Below are 17638 nucleotides of genomic sequence, written 5' to 3'. Positions count from 1 at the left end.
AAAATAAACATTTTGCGAATATGGACAAGCGATAAGCATAAATACCCAGCATTTGTCGTTTGAAGCTGCTACATAGTACTCATTTTTCTCCCTTTTACAATAATCATAAAGAAACACCTACAAATAGTTACAAAATATTCTTACAATAGGAGCTGTAACACAAATTTCGTTGAAAGGTGGAGAACTGGTGAGAATACAGAAAAGACGAACACACGTCGGAAACATTCTCCGTATTCTTTTGCCCCCAATTATGATACTTAGCCTAATCCTCCCAACACCACCCATTCATGCAGAAGAAAGCGCGGCTCCTCAGGTGCATCTGAGTATTTTGGCCACGACTGATATTCATGCCAATATGATGGATTATGATTACTACAGCGACAAAGAAACGACGGATTTCGGGCTGGCGAGAACGGCGCAGCTGATCCAAAAGCACCGCGAGCAAAACCCTAACACCCTACTTGTGGATAACGGCGACTTGATTCAAGGGAACCCGCTGGGTGAATACGCGGTGAAATATCAAAAAGACGACATTATCTCCGGCGCGAAAACCCATCCGATTATCAGCGTCATGAATGCGCTGAAATACGACGCCGGGACGCTTGGCAATCACGAATTCAACTACGGACTTGACTTTCTCGACGGCACAATCAAAGGAGCCGATTTCCCGATTGTCAATGCCAACGTCAAAACAACTAGCGGCGAAAATCGTTATACGCCGTATGTGATAAAAGAGAAAACGGTCACTGACGGAAACGGCAATAAACAGAAAGTAAAAGTCGGCTACATAGGCTTTGTCCCCCCGCAAATCATGACATGGGACAAAAAGAATCTCGAGGGGCAGGTGCAGGTGCAGGATATCGTAGAATCCGCCAATGAAACGATTCCTAAAATGAAGGCGGAAGGCGCAGATGTCATTATTGCCCTCGCCCACACCGGCATTGAAAAGCAGTCACAATCATCAGGCGCAGAAAACGCCGTGTTTGACCTTGCCACCAAAACGAAAGGCATTGACGCGATTATCTCGGGCCATCAGCACGGGCTCTTTCCTTCCGCGGAGTATGCAGGTGCTGCTCAATTCGATGTGGAAAAAGGAACGATTAACGGCATTCCTGTCGTCATGCCAAGCAGCTGGGGCAAATACTTAGGCGTGATTGACCTCAAACTTGAAAAGGCGGACGGCTCATGGAAGGTTGCAGATTCCAAAGGCAGTATTGAATCTATTGCCGGCACCGTCACATCCAGAAACGAAACCGTTACAAACACCATTCAGCAAACACACCAAAACACACTGGAGTATGTTCGAAAGCCAGTCGGCAAAACTGAAGCAGAAATTAACAGCTTCTTTGCCCAGGTCAAAGATGATCCTTCCATTCAAATCGTGACTGACGCGCAAAAATGGTACGCCGAAAAAGAAATGAAGGATACCGAGTACAAGGACCTGCCGATTTTATCCGCCGGAGCGCCGTTTAAAGCAGGCGGCAGAAACGGAGCCAATTACTACACAAACATTCCGGCCGGAGATCTTGCGATTAAAAATGTCGGTGACTTGTATCTTTACGATAATACTGTCCAAATCGTCAAACTGACAGGCAGCGAAGTGAAGGACTGGCTGGAGATGTCAGCAGGCCAATTCAATCAAATTGATCCGTCTAAAGGCGGCGATCAGGCCTTGCTGAACGAGAATTTCCGCTCATATAATTTTGATGTGATTGACGGCGTCACATATCAAGTCGATGTGACAAAACCGGCTAAATACAATGAGAACGGAAAAGTGATCAATGCGGATTCATCCCGGATCATCAACCTTTCCTATGAAGGCAAGCAGATCAGCCCAAGCCAGGAATTTCTCGTGGTCACCAATAATTACCGTGCGTCCGGAGGCGGCGGGTTCCCTCATCTGACGAGCGATAAAATTGTCCACGGCTCTGCGGTTGAAAACAGGCAGGTGCTGATGGATTACATTATTGAACAAAAAACAGTCAATCCAAAAGCAGACAACAACTGGTCAATCGCGCCTGTTTCCGGTGCGAATGTGACGTTTGAATCCTCGCTTTTGGCCAAGCCATTTGCTGATAAAGCAGACGACGTCGCTTATGTAGGCAAGTCTGCGAATGAAGGCTATGGTGTGTATAAGCTGCAATTCGATGATGATTCAAATCCAGATCCTCCTAAAGACGGACTGTGGGATCTGACTGTCATGCACACGAATGACACGCACGCCCATCTCGATAATGCAGCGAGACGAATGACGAAAATTAACGAAGTGCGCAGCGAAACAAACCACAACATTCTCCTTGATGCGGGAGATGTGTTTTCCGGTGATCTGTATTTCACAAAATGGAACGGTTTGGCCGATTTGAAAATGATGAATATGATGGGCTATGACGCCATGACCTTCGGAAACCATGAATTTGACAAAGGCCCGACAGTGCTTTCTGATTTTCTAAGCGGAAACAGCGCGACCGTTGATCCAGCGAACCGCTATCACTTTGAAGCGCCGGAATTTCCGATTGTCAGCGCAAACGTAGATGTGTCAAATGAGCCCAAACTGAAATCATTTGTCAAAAAGCCGCAAACCTTTACGGCAGTTGAAAAGAAAGAGGCCGGCATCCACCCTTACATTCTGTTAGACGTTGACGGAGAGAAAGTCGCCGTATTCGGACTGACAACGGAAGATACGGCCACCACCTCAAGTCCGGGCAAAAGCATCGTATTCAATGATGCCTTTGAAACAGCACAAAACACTGTCAAAGCGATTCAGGAAGAAGAAAAAGTAAATAAAATTATTGCATTAACCCATATCGGGCATAACCGAGACCTTGAGCTCGCCAAAAAAGTAAAAGGCATTGACTTGATCATCGGCGGACACACTCACACCCTCGTAGACAAAATGGAGGTCGTGGACAACGAAGAACCGACGATCGTGGCACAGGCAAAAGAATACGGCCAATTCTTAGGGCGCGTTGATGTCGCGTTTGATGAAAACGGCGTTGTGCAAACAGACAAATCAAATCTGAGTGTGCTGCCAATTGATGAACATACAAGAGAAAACGCAGAAGCAAAACAAGAGCTCGACCAGTTCAAAAGTGAATTAGAAGACGTCAAAAATGAAAAAGTCGGTTATACGGATGTGGCGCTTGACGGCCAGCGTGAGCATGTGCGTACGAAAGAAACGAATCTCGGAAACTTCATCGCGGACGGTATGCTTGCAAAAGCGAAAGAAGCAGCCGGCGCCAGAATAGCGATAACAAATGGCGGCGGCATCAGAGCCGGCATTGACAAAGGGGATATCACACTCGGCGAGGTGCTCAACGTGATGCCGTTCGGCAATACGCTTTACGTGGCCGATTTAACCGGAAAACAAATTAAAGAAGCCCTTGAACAAGGCCTAAGCAATGTGGAAAACGGCGGCGGCGCTTTCCCTCAGGTAGCCGGAATCGAATATACCTTTACATTAAACAATGAACCTGGACACCGTGTGTTAGACGTGAAAATTGAATCGCCTAACGGAGACAAAGTTGCTATAAATACGAATGATACCTACCGCGTGGCAACAAATAATTTTGTCGGCGCCGGAGGAGACGGATATTCTGTCTTTACACAAGCCTCCCATGGTGAAGACCTTGGCTACGTTGATTATGAGATTTTCACCGAACAGCTGAAAAAACTAGGAAACAAGGTATCTCCTAAAATTGAAGGACGGATCAAAGAAGTATTCCTGCCGACAAAGCAGAAGGATGGCAGCTGGACACTTGATGAAGACAAATTTGCGATTTACGCTAAAAATGCCAACACGCCGCTTGTCTATTACGGAACACATGAAGGATCACAAGAGAAGCCTATCAATCTTAAAGTGAAGAAAGATCAGGTCCAACTTTTGAAAGAAAGAGAGTCAGATCCTTCATTGACGGTGTTCAACTACTGGTACAGCATGAAGATGCCAATGGCGAACCTTAAAACCGCAGACACTGCAATCGGAATCAAGTCGACGGGAGAGTTGGATGTGTCATTGGCAGATGTATATGACTTTACAGTAAAGCAAAAAGGAAAAGAGATAAAATCATTCAAGGAGCCCGTTCAGCTTTCTCTTCGCATGTTTGATATTGAAGAAGCCCATAACCCTGCCATTTATCACGTCGACAGGAAAAAGGAAGCTTTCACAAAGACAGATCACGGATCAGTTGACGATGATATGGTGACAGGATATACAAACCACTTCAGCGAATACACGATCTTAAATTCCGGAGAGAACAACAAACCGCCGGCATTCCCGTCAGATCAACCGACAGGCAGGGATGACGGCAATCATGGCGGCGGCTCCGACAAACCAGGCGGAAAACAGCCGACTGACGGGAACGGAGGAAATGATACGCCTCCTGGCACTCAACCGACTAACGGTTCGGGCGGGTCAGGAACAGACGGCCCGGCTGGCGGCCTGCTTCCGGACACAGCCACATCCATGTACTCGATCCTGTTGGCCGGATTTCTGATCAGTGCACTCGGCACGGCATTGTACTTACATCAGAGGAGAAAACAGAATAGAGCGAATCAGGCATAAAAAAAGAGCTGCTCGCTATGCGAGCAGCTTTCTTTATTTAAACCCACTTCACAACATCTTCAACAGCAGATCTTGTTTTCGGACGAGGGTCTCTCACTCGGTAGCCGAATGCCACCATCACAGAAATATCAAAGCTTCCGTTTTCCAGAAGCCCTTCTTCTTCAAGAATGCGGTGAATGTGATCATACTGGAAACCTTCGATCGGGCAGGAATCAACACCAATTTGCGCAGCGGCAGTCATCATGTTGCCAAGCGCAATATATGTTTGTTTTGATGCCCAGTCAAACAATGTTCTGTCACTTTCAAGCAAATGCAAATCGTTTTTCTGGAATTCTTCTGTTTTGCTTAGATAGCCTTCGTACACGTCTTGAGGCATTTGTTTTACTTCTTTTAAATGACGTTTGATGTAGTCCGCATTATATTTCATATCCTTCGCTGTACGTGCGAGAATCAGGACGAAATGGCTTGCGGTCGGCAGCTGCTTTTGCGCGCCCCACGTGTATTCGCGAAGCTTCTCGCGGAATTCCGGATTTTGGACGACGACAAATTTCCAAGGCTCAAGGCCGAGTGAGCTTGGAGACAGTCTTCCTGTTTCTAAAATAAATTCAAAATCGCTGTCTGACACTTTTTTATTCGGATCAAATTCCTTTGTCGCATGTCTGAAATGGTATGCATCCAAAATTTGTTTCTTTAGATCTGCCATGTAAAACACCTCTCCTTTAGGTTACTCTCATCTCTATTGTAGCCATTATGATAAAAAGTAAAAGTACGCACATTTTTGTTGGATAGTATCAATTTTGATACCAAATAAAAAAGCGCACTGCCAAAGGCAGGCGCCTCTTTCACTTTCCCCGCCGCGCAAAATCGACAAACCGGAATTTGTCGAGACGGTGTCTGCTTTCCGTATATTGAAACAGACTCGTATCCTCCAAAAAGACGTAGTTTCTCACCACAACCATATGGTCATAGCCGCGTAAATCGAGCAGCTCTCTGTCCTCATCCGTACACGGCTCGGCGACAATTTCTTTTTGGGCGTAACTGATCGAAAGACCGAATTCTCCTTCTATATATTCATATATGGAGTTTTCACAAATTTCTTTCGTCAGGTGAGGGACATGCTTTCTGAAAAAGTAATCCTTGTCCAAAATCACATGTTCCCCGTCAATCTTTCTAGACCTGATGACTTCCCAGATGTCGTCATCCGAATTGGCCCGGAGCTGTTTCTGGATCAGCTCTGACGGAGGCTCCAACCCGAATTTGTGTACAGTTGTTTTCGTTTCTTTGCCAAGCGTTTGCGCGAGCTCCTTGAAGCTGACAAGACCCGAAACGGGAAACTGCATTTTTTCACGGTTGAGAACGATAGAGCCCTTCCCTCTGATTTTCTGAATATAGCCGTTTTGCGCGAGCATATGAAGCGCCTTTCGGACCGTTTCTCTTGATGTACCATACTGTGCGGTCAACTCATGTTCAGACGGAAGAATCTTTTCCGCTTTCCATCGGCCGCCTTCGATTTGCTGCGCGATGTCTTTATAAATTGTGATGAATTTATTCACCTTCATTATGGACCACCCAGCTTAGTTTAACACGGTTTCGTTAAACGATAAACAATGGACTCATACGGACGGAGCGTCATGTTCTGAAGCCCTTCCCTTGCTTCATCGTTCGTCAACAGCACCTCTGCCTTCCATTCGTCAGGCGCTAAAGAGTCCGGCAGTGTAAAGGCCGCCTCTGTCCCGTAAAAATTATTGATCACGAGCAGCTTTTCATTGCGGCCGTGTCTGAGATACGCAAAAATGCTCGGGTCATCCTTTGCGATTAACTCATACGTCCCCTCTGTCACGATGTCATACATTTTGCGAATCTGAATTAATTTTTGATAATGGTAAAACACCGAATTTTGATCCCTCAGCGCCGCTTCAGCATTGATTTCCCGATAGTTGCCGGCAACCGGTATCCATGGTGTGCCCGTTGTAAAACCGCCATTCTCCGTAGCATCCCACTGAACGGGGGTTCTGGAATTGTCACGGGATTTCGCCTGTAAAATCGCTGTGATCTCTTGATCAGCCATTCCTTTGTCCTTCAAGGCGTGATACATGTTCAGCGATTCCACATCCCGATAGGAGCTGATGTCAGTAAACTTCGGATTCGTCATCCCCAGCTCCTCGCCCTGATAAATATAAGGCGTGCCCTGCATCATATGAATGGCCGTAGCAAGCATTTTCGCCGATTTCACCCTATACGCGCCATCATCTCCATATCTTGATACAACGCGCGGCTGATCATGATTGCACCAGAACAGAGCGTTCCATCCCCCTCCTGCGTGCATGCCCGTTTGCCAGTCGGATAGGATCTCCTTCAGCTTCAAAAAGTCAAACGGCGCCAAGGCCCATTTTTCCCCGTTTGGATAGTCAACCTTGAGATGATGGAAGCTGAACGTCATGTCTAGTTCCTTATTGGCAGGATTCGTATATCGAATGCAATGGTCTACCGTCGTTGAAGACATCTCACCGACCGTCATGCTGTCATAATGTGAAAACACCTTTTCGTTCATTTCATGCAGATATTCGTGCACCCGCGGCCCGTCAGTGTAATAGGCACGGCCGTCTTCTCCGGCTTGCGCATCCGGAAAGCGCTGGTCTTTAGAAATCAGGTTGATGACATCAAGCCTGAAGCCGTCTATCCCCTTTTCAAACCAAAAATGCATCATGTCATAGACATGCTTTCTGACCTCTTCATTTTCCCAATTCAAATCAGCCTGCGTCACATCAAACAGATGCAAATAGTATTGTCCCGATGCTTCATCAAGCTCCCATGCCGAGCCGCCGAATTTCGATTCCCAGTTCGTCGGGTGAGAACCGTTTTGCCGCGGGCTTTTCCATATATAAAAATCACGGTATGGGCTGTCGATTGAAGAAATCGCCTCGCGAAACCATTTGTGCTCTGTTGACGTATGATTGACGACAAGGTCCATAACGACTTTCAAGTCTCTTTTATGCGCTTCGGATAGTAACCTTTCAAAATCCTCCATCGTTCCATATTCAGGATAAACCGAGTAATAATCACGAATATCATACCCATTATCATGCTGCGGAGAATCATAAATCGGCGTCAGCCAAAGCACATCCACCTGAAGTGTTTTTAAGTAATCGAGCTTTTCGATGATGCCGTTCAGGTCACCTACACCGTTTCCTGTCGTATCGTTAAAGCTTTTCGGATAAATTTGATAGACCACAGCTTTTTTCCACCATGGCGTTTGTTCTGTTTTCATCTGTTTCCACCACCGATTTTTAAATGATAAATGGGAAAAGGGAACGATAAACACGTCCCGCTCCCCATTGGTTATTTATGTTTGAATCTTGCATACGCGTATGTTCCGGCAAACGGTACGATTAATACAATGGCCATCCCGATAGCAAACGCGCCCCAGTACTGGCTCATGATTGAGAAAATCCCCGGCACACCGCCGACACCGACGGAGCTGGCCAGCACACCTTGAGAAGAAATATACATTCCGGCCAGCCCAGAGCTGACCATTGCGATGATAAATGGGAATCTGTATCGCAGATTCACCCCGAAGATGGCAGGCTCTGTAATGCCAAGATAAGCAGAAATCCCTGACGTGAGGGAGAGGCCTTTTTGTTTCTCATCCTTCACGATAAACATCATGGCCAGCGCGGCCGAACCTTGGGCGATATTAGAAAGCGCCAGCATCGGCCATAAAAAGGTGCCGCCGAGCTTTGATCCGATGAGCTGCAGGTCAACGGCAAGAAACGTGTGATGCATACCGGTAATCACGAGCGCTGAGTAGAAGCCGCCATATAACAAACCGCCAAGTGCGGCAAAAGAACCGAACACCGAGATAAGCCCTGAAGTCAGCACATTACCGATCGCAAATGTAACCGGGCCGATCAAAATAAAAGAGGCAAACCCAGTTACGAGAAGCGTAATCGGCGCGACAACGAGAAGCTGTATGCCCTCAGGTGTGCGTTTTGTTAAAAACATCTCAATTTTCGCCAGCATATAAGAAGCAAGCAAAATGGGGAGCACCTGGCCCTGATAGCCGACTTTCTGCACCTCTAGGCCGAATAAATTCCATACCGGGATCTTTCCGCTTTGTTCTGCGGCGCCATATCCCCACGCATTTAGCAAATCAGGATGCACGAGCATAACCCCGAGCACAATGCCAAGAAGCGGATTGCCGCCGAACCGTTTGACGGCAGACCATCCGATTAACGCAGGCAGGAACGTAAAGGCCGTGCCTGCAATCAGGTTAATCATATTAGCAAGATCTGCCCACTGCGGATAGACCTGCACAATCGATTTTGTGCTGAAGAAAATGCCTTCCGCCGTTAAAATGTTATTGATCCCCATTAAAAGACCCGCCGTGACAATTGCAGGCAATATTGGAATGAAGATATCTGCAAGCGTTTTCACAGCACGCTGCAAAGGATTCATATTTTTTTCTGAAGCCTTCTTCACATCATCCTTAGTTGACTCGCCAATCCCCGTTTCCTTGACCAGTTCAGCATATACTTTGTTGACCGTTCCCTGGCCGATGACGACCTGAAACTGTCCGTTTGTCGAGAATGAGCCCTTTACCACATCAATTTGATCAAGCATCTCTTGGTCAACCTTGCTTTCATCTATTAATGCAAAACGCAAACGTGTAACACAATGAGTTGCCGCTGCAATATTTTCAGCACCGCCGACTGCTTCGACAATCTGAAGTGCCGATTTGTTCAGTTCCCCCATGCCAACCCCTCCGTATCCGTTTTTATAACTTGTATATACAACTTATAATCATATTGTATTCCTGTATATACAGGTAGTCAACACTTTTTTATAGCGCTTTCATCCTAGTCTGGAATATATGAAACAGACAAGGTTACCCTAAAAGTCACAAGCACTTATTGAATATGACATTAAAAAGCAGGGTGAGCCTCTATGAATAAACGCGACAAAGCGCTTCAGCTCATCAAAGAGCTTGAAGACAATCAGGACAGACCGATCTCTCCCAATTTGAAGGAAAACCTCGATAATCTGACCTTATTAACAGAAGGCTGCTCAGACATCGTATTTAGACAATTTGACTTTGGAAACGGGCTGTGCGGATTTATTATTTATATCGAAGGAATTGTAAAATCTGAACATATTCAGGATCACGCCCTCCGCCCTTTCTTAATGCATTTGACGGATCAAATAGATGAACATGAAGAGGCGCTGCAAAATACTCTATCCATTTCAAGTGTTGCAATAGAAACGAGTATGAGCAAAGTGGCTGCATCCATCATTGAGGGGAACGCGGTTTTATTTGCCGACGGGCACTCAAAAGGCCTGATCTTAAATATAAAAGGCGGACAAAGAAGAAGCATTGAAGAGCCGATAACAGAATCGACCATCAGAGGGTCAAGAGAGGGCTTCACTGAAAGCCTCAGGGTCAATACCGCTCTTGTGCGCTTTCGCGTCAAAACGTTTCAGCTTAAAATGATCTCGTTTAAAATCGGCACGAAAACCAAAACCGATGTTGTCTTGGCCTATATTGACGGGCTTGCCGATCCAAAGGTCATTGACAAAGTAAAAAAAAGAATCAAAAAGATAAAGATTGATGCTGTCTTAGAAAGCGGATATATTGAAGAGTTTATCGAAGACGACACGTACTCGCCATTCCCCCAGCTGCAATACACAGAAAGGCCGGACACCGTCGCCGCCCAGCTTCTCGAAGGCCGATTTGCCATTTTCACAGATAATACGCCCTTTGTCTTAACAGGCCCGATTACGTTTTGGCAGCTTATGCAGGCCAGTGAAGATTACTATGAGCGTTATTTGATGTCTAACTTAATCCGCTGGCTTCGCTATATGTTTTTATTCGTTGCTTTATATTTGCCGGCTATTTATGTTGCCGTTATTACATACCACCAGGACTTAATGCCGACAAACTTAATGTTCAGTGTGGCCTCCGCGCGTGAACCGATTCCTTTCCCCGCCATCATAGAAGCATTGATTATGGAAATTTCTTTTGAGGCTCTCCGTGAGGCAGGAGTGCGCCTGCCGAAAACCATCGGCCAGACCGTCAGTATTCTCGGGGCCCTAGTCATTGGGACAGCCGCTGTTGAAGCGGGAATTGTGTCTGCCCCCATGGTGATCATCGTATCGTTAACAGGGATCGCGTCATTTACAATTCCGCGGTTTAACTTAGCTATCTCCATCAGGATGCTTCGTTTCCCGCTTATGTTTTTGGCGAGTATTTTCGGGATTTTCGGCATTATGCTTGGCACGATTATCTTAGTGCTCCATTTATGCAAGCTGCAATCTTTCGGCATTCCTTATTTATCCGGGATTTCTCCGTTTAAACGAGATGAAGTAAAAGATATTTTTGTCAGGGCGCCTTGGTGGACGATGACCAGAAGGCCGGGCACGTATTCGCGCGGCAACGGACAGAAGGGAGCGAAAAGAGAGGACCCAAAAGATGAAGAAAACAATATATAAGTGTGTTGTGCCGCTTCTCATTTGTATCCTTCTAGCGGGGTGCTGGGACCGGACAGAAATCAATGACATTGCATTTGTTGTCAGCTCAGCCATTGATAAGAAAAAAGATCAGTATCGAGTGGCCATGCAGATTCCCTTGGTCGGTCAATTAGGCGGACAAACAGGGGGCGGCGGCGGAACTGCCGGTTCAAAAACATGGTATGTTGATTCAGCTTCCGGCACTACGATCAGAGAAGCGAACAACAAGCTGCAAACCTCCTTGTCACGGACAATCAATACGTCCCACAGACGTACAGTCATTATTGGAGAGGATATGGCGAGAGACGGCGTTGCCCCAGTCTTTGATATTTTAACCCGAAATCCGCAGAACAGATTAACGGCGCTCATTTTAGTCAGCCGGGGAGAAGCGCGGGACATTTTAAATACCGATGTCCAGCTTGAACAGTTTCCGGCGGAAATGATTCGTGAGCTGGCCATTATCGCAACGAGCCGCCCCGTTTTCTTAAGCAGATTCATGTCTGATCTAGTAGAAATAGGCAGTGATCCGTATGCACCGGTCATCTCTGAATCTAAAACAAAACCTGGAGGGAAAGGCAAATCTAATTTGAAAATTGACGGGCTTGCGATCTTTAAAAAGGACAGATTGATGGATATTTTCAAAGATGAACACATGACAGCAGCCCTGATGTTGCTGAATCAAGCACGCCAGCCAGAATTCATAGTAGACCTGCCGAATCAAATGGGACAAGCATCCATTCAGCTTCAAAAGTCCAATGCATCCTTTCATGCCGCTGAAAAAAACGGAAAGCTGTCAATGACAATCGAGATCAGAGCCAAAGGAATTATTATGGAAAACCAATCAACCTATGAGACGAGAGAAAATGACCAGTATTACATCATTCAAAAAGCATTAAACAGAACCATAAAGAAGGACGTGATCAGCACCGTTCATCGTTTGCAAAAGCTAAAGGCGGACCCGGCCGGCTTTCAAGACAGAACCATCAGAAGCACGGCAACCACGAAGAATCTGCTGAAAAAGGAATGGGAAGAGGTATATAAGGATATGGAGGTTCACGTCGTCCCAATTGTGACGATTGAGCAGGGCGGTGTCCTATACAAAACGATCAGCCATTAATGGAGGTGCGTCAGCATGATCAGCTATATAGTACAGACATTGATTGTGTGCATTGCCATATACGCATATGAGTGGAAGAATTTTCGTTCCGCTAACAATCTAACAAAATGGGCCTTCAGCCTGCTGATTGCAGGAAGTGCTTTTCTATGGATTTATATGAGAGTGAATCCCCTGCTTCCGCGGCTGGGGCACCTGTTTAAATATATTCCGTTTTGAACATGACAGAAAGGATGTGCTTTATGGACAAGACCTCTGCATACCAAGGATTATTTTTCGGAGCTCTTTATACGTTAGCGGTCGGATTAAAGCATGCTCCGATTCTCATGATCGAATCAGCAAAACAAAATGCCTGGCACAGCTATATCCTCGGCGTTGTCATCGTGATTCCGGCACTCTGGCTCATGCATAGGCTGATGAAAAAGCATCAGGATAAAAATATCTATGAGCTGCTGAGCGATTCCTCACCAATCGCAGGCCGGATTATCATTTTACTGTTTTCTTTGTATTTCCTGTTAATCAATGCTCATGATATACGTTTTTTCATCAATTTGATTAACATTTTATTTCTCCCGAGAACACCAATGGCTGTTCTTGGCGGTGTTATTATCTTTGTGGCGATCTGTATTGCCAGAGAGGGAAAAGAAACATTGACCAGAATGGCGCAGATATTCCTATTTCCATTCGGCATCCTGGTCTTGTTCCTTCCATTTACGCTGGCCACACAAATTGAGCTTCAAAACTTGACACCTGTTTTTGAAGGTCTAATCCCATACCTTCAATCAGGCTATTACGCGTTTGGGACAATGGGGGAATTGATTATCCTTCCGCTTCTCTTCTCAAACCGGAGCGTCCCGCTAAAATACACCATTTTCGCGATACTGCTGGGCGCTTTATTGCTGGCCGTGATGTTATTTTCTTCAATTTCTGTCTTTGGTCCCAACCTGACATCTACTTTCTTTGATCCTGCTTATATGGTCATCAGGCAGATCCGCATTACGGATTTTCTGGATCGCTCAGACCTGATCATCGCGGCCTTTTGGATTCCGGTCATTATGGTGAAGATAGCAGGTTCCCTATATATCGTGGTATACGGCCTTTCGTTTTTACACTCAAAAATCGACCCGAAAGCCATGTATACACCAACCGGCATGTTCTCAGTCGTATGCGGCTTTTGGTTCTTTTTAAATACAAATCAGCTAATCGACTTTAACAGAATCAAACCAATCATTAATGTAGTGATTTCTCTTTTGCTGCCTTTACTCATTTATTTGATCATAAAAAGCAAAGCATTGTTCGGCGCAAAAGCAAAACACTAGGAATTTTTAGCTTCTTTTGTTGGATAAACAGGCTTTTGTTTCGTTTTTCTTATATCTTTCAGGTAGTACTGTTCAGATGTAAAGAATTCGGTGTACAGCGCTTTTACCTTTCTGCTCAATAACAAGAGCGCAATCACATTCGGGACAACAATAAAAACCAATGCTAAGTCCAATACGCCCCAAATGGCTTTTGCTCCGCCTGCGGCACCTATGATAATAGCCGCTAAATAAACGAATTTAATCACATGTCCTGCCAGCCGCCCGAACAGAAATTCAGCTTGCTTTACGCCGTAGAAAATGACAACCATGATGGTCGATACAACAAAGAAAACGAGAGAAACCGAGACGAAATACCCTCCTCCAGAACCAAAATAGTGCTGAAATGCGGCCGTTGTCAGTGCTGCCGGGTCATGTGAGGCGTTCTTCCCTGTCCAGACACCAGATGCAAGGACGATAAAAGCGGTGGTCGTACAGATGATCAAGGTGTCAATGACAATGCCGATCACAGACCAAAAACCTTGCCGCACTGGGTGATCAGTCATAGCTGCTGCGTGTGCAATCGGGGCTGTGCCCATTCCGGCTTCATTAGAATACAGCCCGCGGGCAAATCCCCAGCGAACGGTTTCAGCCAGAGCAGCACAAGCGAATCCTCCAACTGCTGAAGAAGAAGTAAACGCATTTGAAAAGATAAGAGAGAAAAACGCCGGCACTGATGATAGATTCATGAGAACAATCAGGAGACCGGCTCCCGCATATGCCCCTGCCATAAGAGGCACGACAAACTCTGTTACTTTTCCGATCCGCTTTACTCCTCCGATCACCACTAACCCGATCAAAAACGCTATGCCGATTCCTGCGTATATCTTATTGAAAGAAAACGTCTCGGCAAGCGAGACTGAAACTGAATTTCCCTGAACCATAATGCTCGGAATCAGCTCCACAATCAGCGCAACAGAGAAGAATACGCCGAGCCATTTCATGCGCAGCCCTTTTGTTATGTAATACATCGGTCCCCCGACGAATTCACCCTGCTCATTTTTTTCTCTGTAATGAACAGCAAGAACACTCTCAGAAAACTTAATCGCCATGGCAAATAAGGCAATAAGCCACATCCAAAAAACCGCTCCGGGCCCTCCAAACATAATAGCGGCAGGCACACCGACAATGTTCGCCGCACCGATCGTTGAACTGAGGGCCGAGGTCAATGCCTGGAGCGGTGTGACCGTCCCCTCTCCCTTCGGCTTTTTTCCTACACTGCCGATTGTCTGTTTGAAAATGTATAAAGGATAGCGAAATTGAAAACCTTTCAGCAAAATAGTGAAATACAACCCCGTCCCCGTCAGCAGAATGATTAGCGGCGGCCCCCACAGCCAATCAGATATATGCTCTATCCACCCTAATAGTCGTTCCATCCCATCACCCTTTTTTCGTTTATGAGTCATTTCCCATAGATGGAAAAACATAAACCTTTAGACATAGAACTTGGAATATAAAAAGGATGGCTTCTCTCAATCGCCATCCTGCAGACAAGACAAATCAGCTGGAAGAAGGTCTGTTTCGTCCAAGCCGGTCATATACTTTATTCTTATAAAAAGCGGATGCTGGCTTTGAAAACATGTCTTTTTTGTCAACAAGCTTATCAAGAAGCAATTGCTTTTCAGATTTTGTTCTGATTAATTTCTCCCGTTCTTTTTCGTCATAGCACTTTTCGATTAAATGGTCGATGGTCATAAGCTCTTTTTTGAGCGCGCCCTCGTCCTCAGCCATTCCCGCATTTTTCATAATACGGTAGCCCATGCGCAGCGATTCCGGCAAGTGTGCCGCGTCATCTTTCGGCAGCGGCTTTCCCATTCCCGGGAGGTTTTGAAAGTCTCCGTCTTTGATGGCGCGCTTAATTTTATCTTCAGACACAATATGGGAAAAATCCATCCTTCCACCTCTTTTCATCTATTCCGTTTATTTTATCATATAATGATCATTGTACCATTTTATTCCTTTATTTCTAGAAAGATACCTTGTTTTACATTTGGTCATTTCAAAGCGAAACGTTGATTCGACGGCGTTTTTCGCCACTTTCTCCATCATACGATTTTCACTTTTCTAATCTGCGGATTCGTGTTATATTGGATACGTTCGTTTTTTCTATCGTTTCGCTCGAACTGGATCGGAAAAAAGGAGTGTAACAATGAAAACATTTATAAAAGAAAGAGGACTGGCCTTCTTCTTCATCGCGGTCGTCCTGTTATGGATCAAAACGTATGTCGGTTATGTCCTGAACTTCAACTTAGGAATAGACAACACGATACAAAAAATATTGCTTTTTGTGAATCCTCTTAGCTCAAGCTTGTTCTTTCTTGGCTTTGGACTCTTGTTCAAGAAAAAATTACAGCGGACAGCCATTATAGTGATTCATTTTTTAATGTCTTTTTTACTGTACGCAAACATTGTGTACTACAGATTTTTCAATGATTTTATTACAATTCCGGTCATTATGCAGGCTAAAACAAACGGCGGCCAACTCGGTGACAGCGCATTTTCGCTGATGAGACCGACTGACGCCTTTTACTTTATCGACACGATCATCCTGATCATCTTGGCGATCAAAGTGAACAAGCCTGCCGAAACGTCAAGCAAAAAATCGTTCCGAATTATTTTAGCGTCTTCGATTCTTGTGTTCTTGATCAACCTGGCAGTTGCGGAATCAGACCGTCCTGAATTGCTGACAAGATCATTCGACCGGAACTATCTTGTGAAATACTTGGGAACATACAATTTCACAATTTATGACGCTGTACAGAATATCAAGTCCAACAGCCAGCGCGCGCTTGCCGATTCCAGCGACGTGACGGACGTAGAAAACTATATGAAAGCCAATTACGATGTGCCGAATAACGTGTATTTCGGCAAAGCGGAAGGAAAAAACGTCATTTACGTTTCACTTGAATCTTTGCAGTCATTTATCATCGACTACAAAATTGACGGCAAAGAAGTGACACCGTTCTTAAATAAACTGGCACATGATAACGAAACGTTCTACTTTGATAACTTTTTCCACCAAACGGGACAAGGTAAAACATCTGATGCTGAATTTATGATGGAAAACTCTCTGTACCCGCTGGCTCAAGGTTCAGTTTTCGTAAACAAAGCGCAAAACACGCTGCAATCCGTTCCGGCGATTCTGAAGTCTAAGAATTACACATCTGCCGCGTTCCACGGGAACACGCAGACGTTCTGGAACCGTAACGAAATGTACAAAGCGGAAGGCATTGATAAATTCTTTGATTCTGCCTACTATGACATGAACGAAGAAAACACGAAAAACTACGGCATGAAAGACAAACCGTTCTTCAAAGAATCAATGCCGCTGCTGGAAAGCCTGCCGCAGCCGTTCTATACGAAGTTCATTACCCTGTCCAACCACTTCCCATTCGGAATGGATGAGGGGGATACAGACTTCCCGGCTGGAGACTTTGGTGACTCTGTCGTCGATAACTACTTCCAGTCAGCCCATTACCTTGATCAGTCCATTGAACAATTCTTCAATGATCTGAAAAAAGACGGGTTATATGATAAATCGGTTATTGTGATGTACGGAGACCACTACGGCATCTCTGAAAACCACAATAAAGCGATGGCGAAAGTGCTTGGCAAAGATGAAATCACTGATTACGACAATGCCCAGCTTCAACGGGTGCCGCTCTTTATCCACGCTGCCGGCGTGAAGGGCGAGAAGGTTCATAAATATGCCGGAGACGTCGATGTGGCTCCTACCATTCTGCATCTGCTCGGAGTGGATACGAAAGACTATCTGATGTCCGGGTCTGATATTTTATCGAAAGAACACCGTGAAGTGATTCCGTTCCGAAACGGAGACTTTATTTCACCGAAGTACACGAAAATATCCGGTAAGTATTACGATACGAAAACCGGCAAAGAACTCGATGAATCCGAAGTCGACAAGTCAGAAGACTCACTCGTCAAGAAGGAACTTGAAATGTCCGATAAAATCATAAACGGAGACCTGCTGCGGTTCTACGAGCCGAAAGGTTTTAAGAAGGTAAACCCTTCTGATTATGATTACACAAAACATGACGAAGATTCTTCCGAAACGTCAAAGGATAACGAAGATAAATAAGAAAA

13 protein-coding genes are annotated in these 17638 nt (G+C 45.4%); 6 read left to right on the top strand and 7 right to left on the bottom strand.

The window, feature by feature from the left end:
* Positions 1-187: 187 nt before the first annotated feature.
* Positions 188-4561, top strand: a complete 4374-nt coding sequence (locus tag NZD81_RS19960) for a multifunctional 2',3'-cyclic-nucleotide 2'-phosphodiesterase/3'-nucleotidase/5'-nucleotidase (protein WP_282374081.1) — start codon at positions 188-190, stop codon at positions 4559-4561.
* Between the two features lie 37 nt (positions 4562-4598).
* Here NZD81_RS19960 and NZD81_RS19955 read toward each other — a convergent pair whose 3' ends face one another.
* The 4 genes from NZD81_RS19955 to treP all read right to left on the bottom strand — a co-directional run bounded on the left by NZD81_RS19955 (position 4599) and on the right by treP (position 9313).
* Positions 4599-5264: an NAD(P)H-dependent oxidoreductase gene (locus NZD81_RS19955; protein ID WP_014663198.1), complete on the bottom strand. Its 666-nt coding sequence runs from the start codon at positions 5262-5264 to the stop codon at positions 4599-4601.
* Positions 5265-5403: 139 nt separating this feature from the next.
* The gene (gene treR, locus NZD81_RS19950; RefSeq protein ID WP_282374080.1) at positions 5404-6120 is read right to left on the bottom strand and encodes a trehalose operon repressor; all 717 of its coding nucleotides are present in this window, start codon (positions 6118-6120) and stop codon (positions 5404-5406) included.
* A 20-nt stretch (positions 6121-6140) separates the two neighbouring features.
* Positions 6141-7829, bottom strand: a complete 1689-nt coding sequence (gene treC, locus NZD81_RS19945) for an alpha,alpha-phosphotrehalase (protein ID WP_282374079.1) — start codon at positions 7827-7829, stop codon at positions 6141-6143.
* A 71-nt stretch (positions 7830-7900) separates the two neighbouring features.
* Positions 7901-9313 carry a PTS system trehalose-specific EIIBC component gene (gene treP, locus NZD81_RS19940; RefSeq protein ID WP_282374078.1) on the bottom strand — a complete coding sequence of 471 codons (1413 nt, stop codon included), beginning with the start codon at positions 9311-9313 and terminating at the stop codon, positions 7901-7903.
* Between the two features lie 192 nt (positions 9314-9505).
* On the opposite strand from treP, the gene NZD81_RS19935 reads away from it, so the two are divergent.
* Genes NZD81_RS19935 through NZD81_RS19920 form a run of 4 tightly spaced genes read left to right on the top strand, consistent with a single transcriptional unit; the run spans position 9506 to position 13498 of the window.
* Positions 9506-11047 carry a spore germination protein gene (locus NZD81_RS19935; protein ID WP_095432326.1) on the top strand — a complete coding sequence of 514 codons (1542 nt, stop codon included), beginning with the start codon at positions 9506-9508 and terminating at the stop codon, positions 11045-11047.
* Positions 11028-12182, top strand: coding sequence for a Ger(x)C family spore germination protein (locus tag NZD81_RS19930; RefSeq protein WP_172641155.1), 1155 nt, complete (start codon positions 11028-11030; stop codon positions 12180-12182). Before NZD81_RS19935 ends, NZD81_RS19930 begins: the two co-directional genes overlap by 20 nt.
* Positions 12183-12197: 15 nt before the next feature.
* Positions 12198-12398: a hypothetical protein gene (locus NZD81_RS19925; protein ID WP_003233686.1), complete on the top strand. Its 201-nt coding sequence runs from the start codon at positions 12198-12200 to the stop codon at positions 12396-12398.
* A gap of 23 nt (positions 12399-12421) precedes the next feature.
* The gene (locus NZD81_RS19920) at positions 12422-13498 is read left to right on the top strand and encodes an endospore germination permease (RefSeq protein WP_003243872.1); all 1077 of its coding nucleotides are present in this window, start codon (positions 12422-12424) and stop codon (positions 13496-13498) included.
* On the opposite strand, the gene NZD81_RS19915 is transcribed toward NZD81_RS19920, so the two are convergent.
* From NZD81_RS19915 to NZD81_RS19905, 3 genes are all read right to left on the bottom strand, one after another.
* Positions 13495-14910 carry an alanine/glycine:cation symporter family protein gene (locus NZD81_RS19915; RefSeq protein WP_282374077.1) on the bottom strand — a complete coding sequence of 472 codons (1416 nt, stop codon included), beginning with the start codon at positions 14908-14910 and terminating at the stop codon, positions 13495-13497. The two genes, NZD81_RS19920 and NZD81_RS19915, sit on opposite strands and share 4 nt — an antisense overlap.
* Before the next feature lie 124 nt (positions 14911-15034).
* Positions 15035-15427, bottom strand: a complete 393-nt coding sequence (locus tag NZD81_RS19910; protein ID WP_014663192.1) for a DnaJ family domain-containing protein — start codon at positions 15425-15427, stop codon at positions 15035-15037.
* A gap of 27 nt (positions 15428-15454) precedes the next feature.
* A complete protein-coding gene (locus tag NZD81_RS19905; protein ID WP_080478180.1) occupies positions 15455-15583 on the bottom strand; it encodes a hypothetical protein in 129 nt (42 codons plus the stop codon).
* Between the two features lie 100 nt (positions 15584-15683).
* Between NZD81_RS19905 and ltaS the strand changes: the two genes are divergently transcribed.
* Positions 15684-17633: a lipoteichoic acid synthase gene (gene ltaS / locus NZD81_RS19900; protein ID WP_014663191.1), complete on the top strand. Its 1950-nt coding sequence runs from the start codon at positions 15684-15686 to the stop codon at positions 17631-17633.
* Positions 17634-17638 lie beyond the last annotated feature (5 nt).

This window comes from Bacillus sp. B.PNR1 (assembly GCF_030386235.1).
GTDB lineage: Bacteria > Bacillota > Bacilli > Bacillales > Bacillaceae > Bacillus > Bacillus stercoris.
Note: the sequence above shows the minus strand (reverse complement) of the source record. Positions and strands in the feature narration are given on the sequence as shown.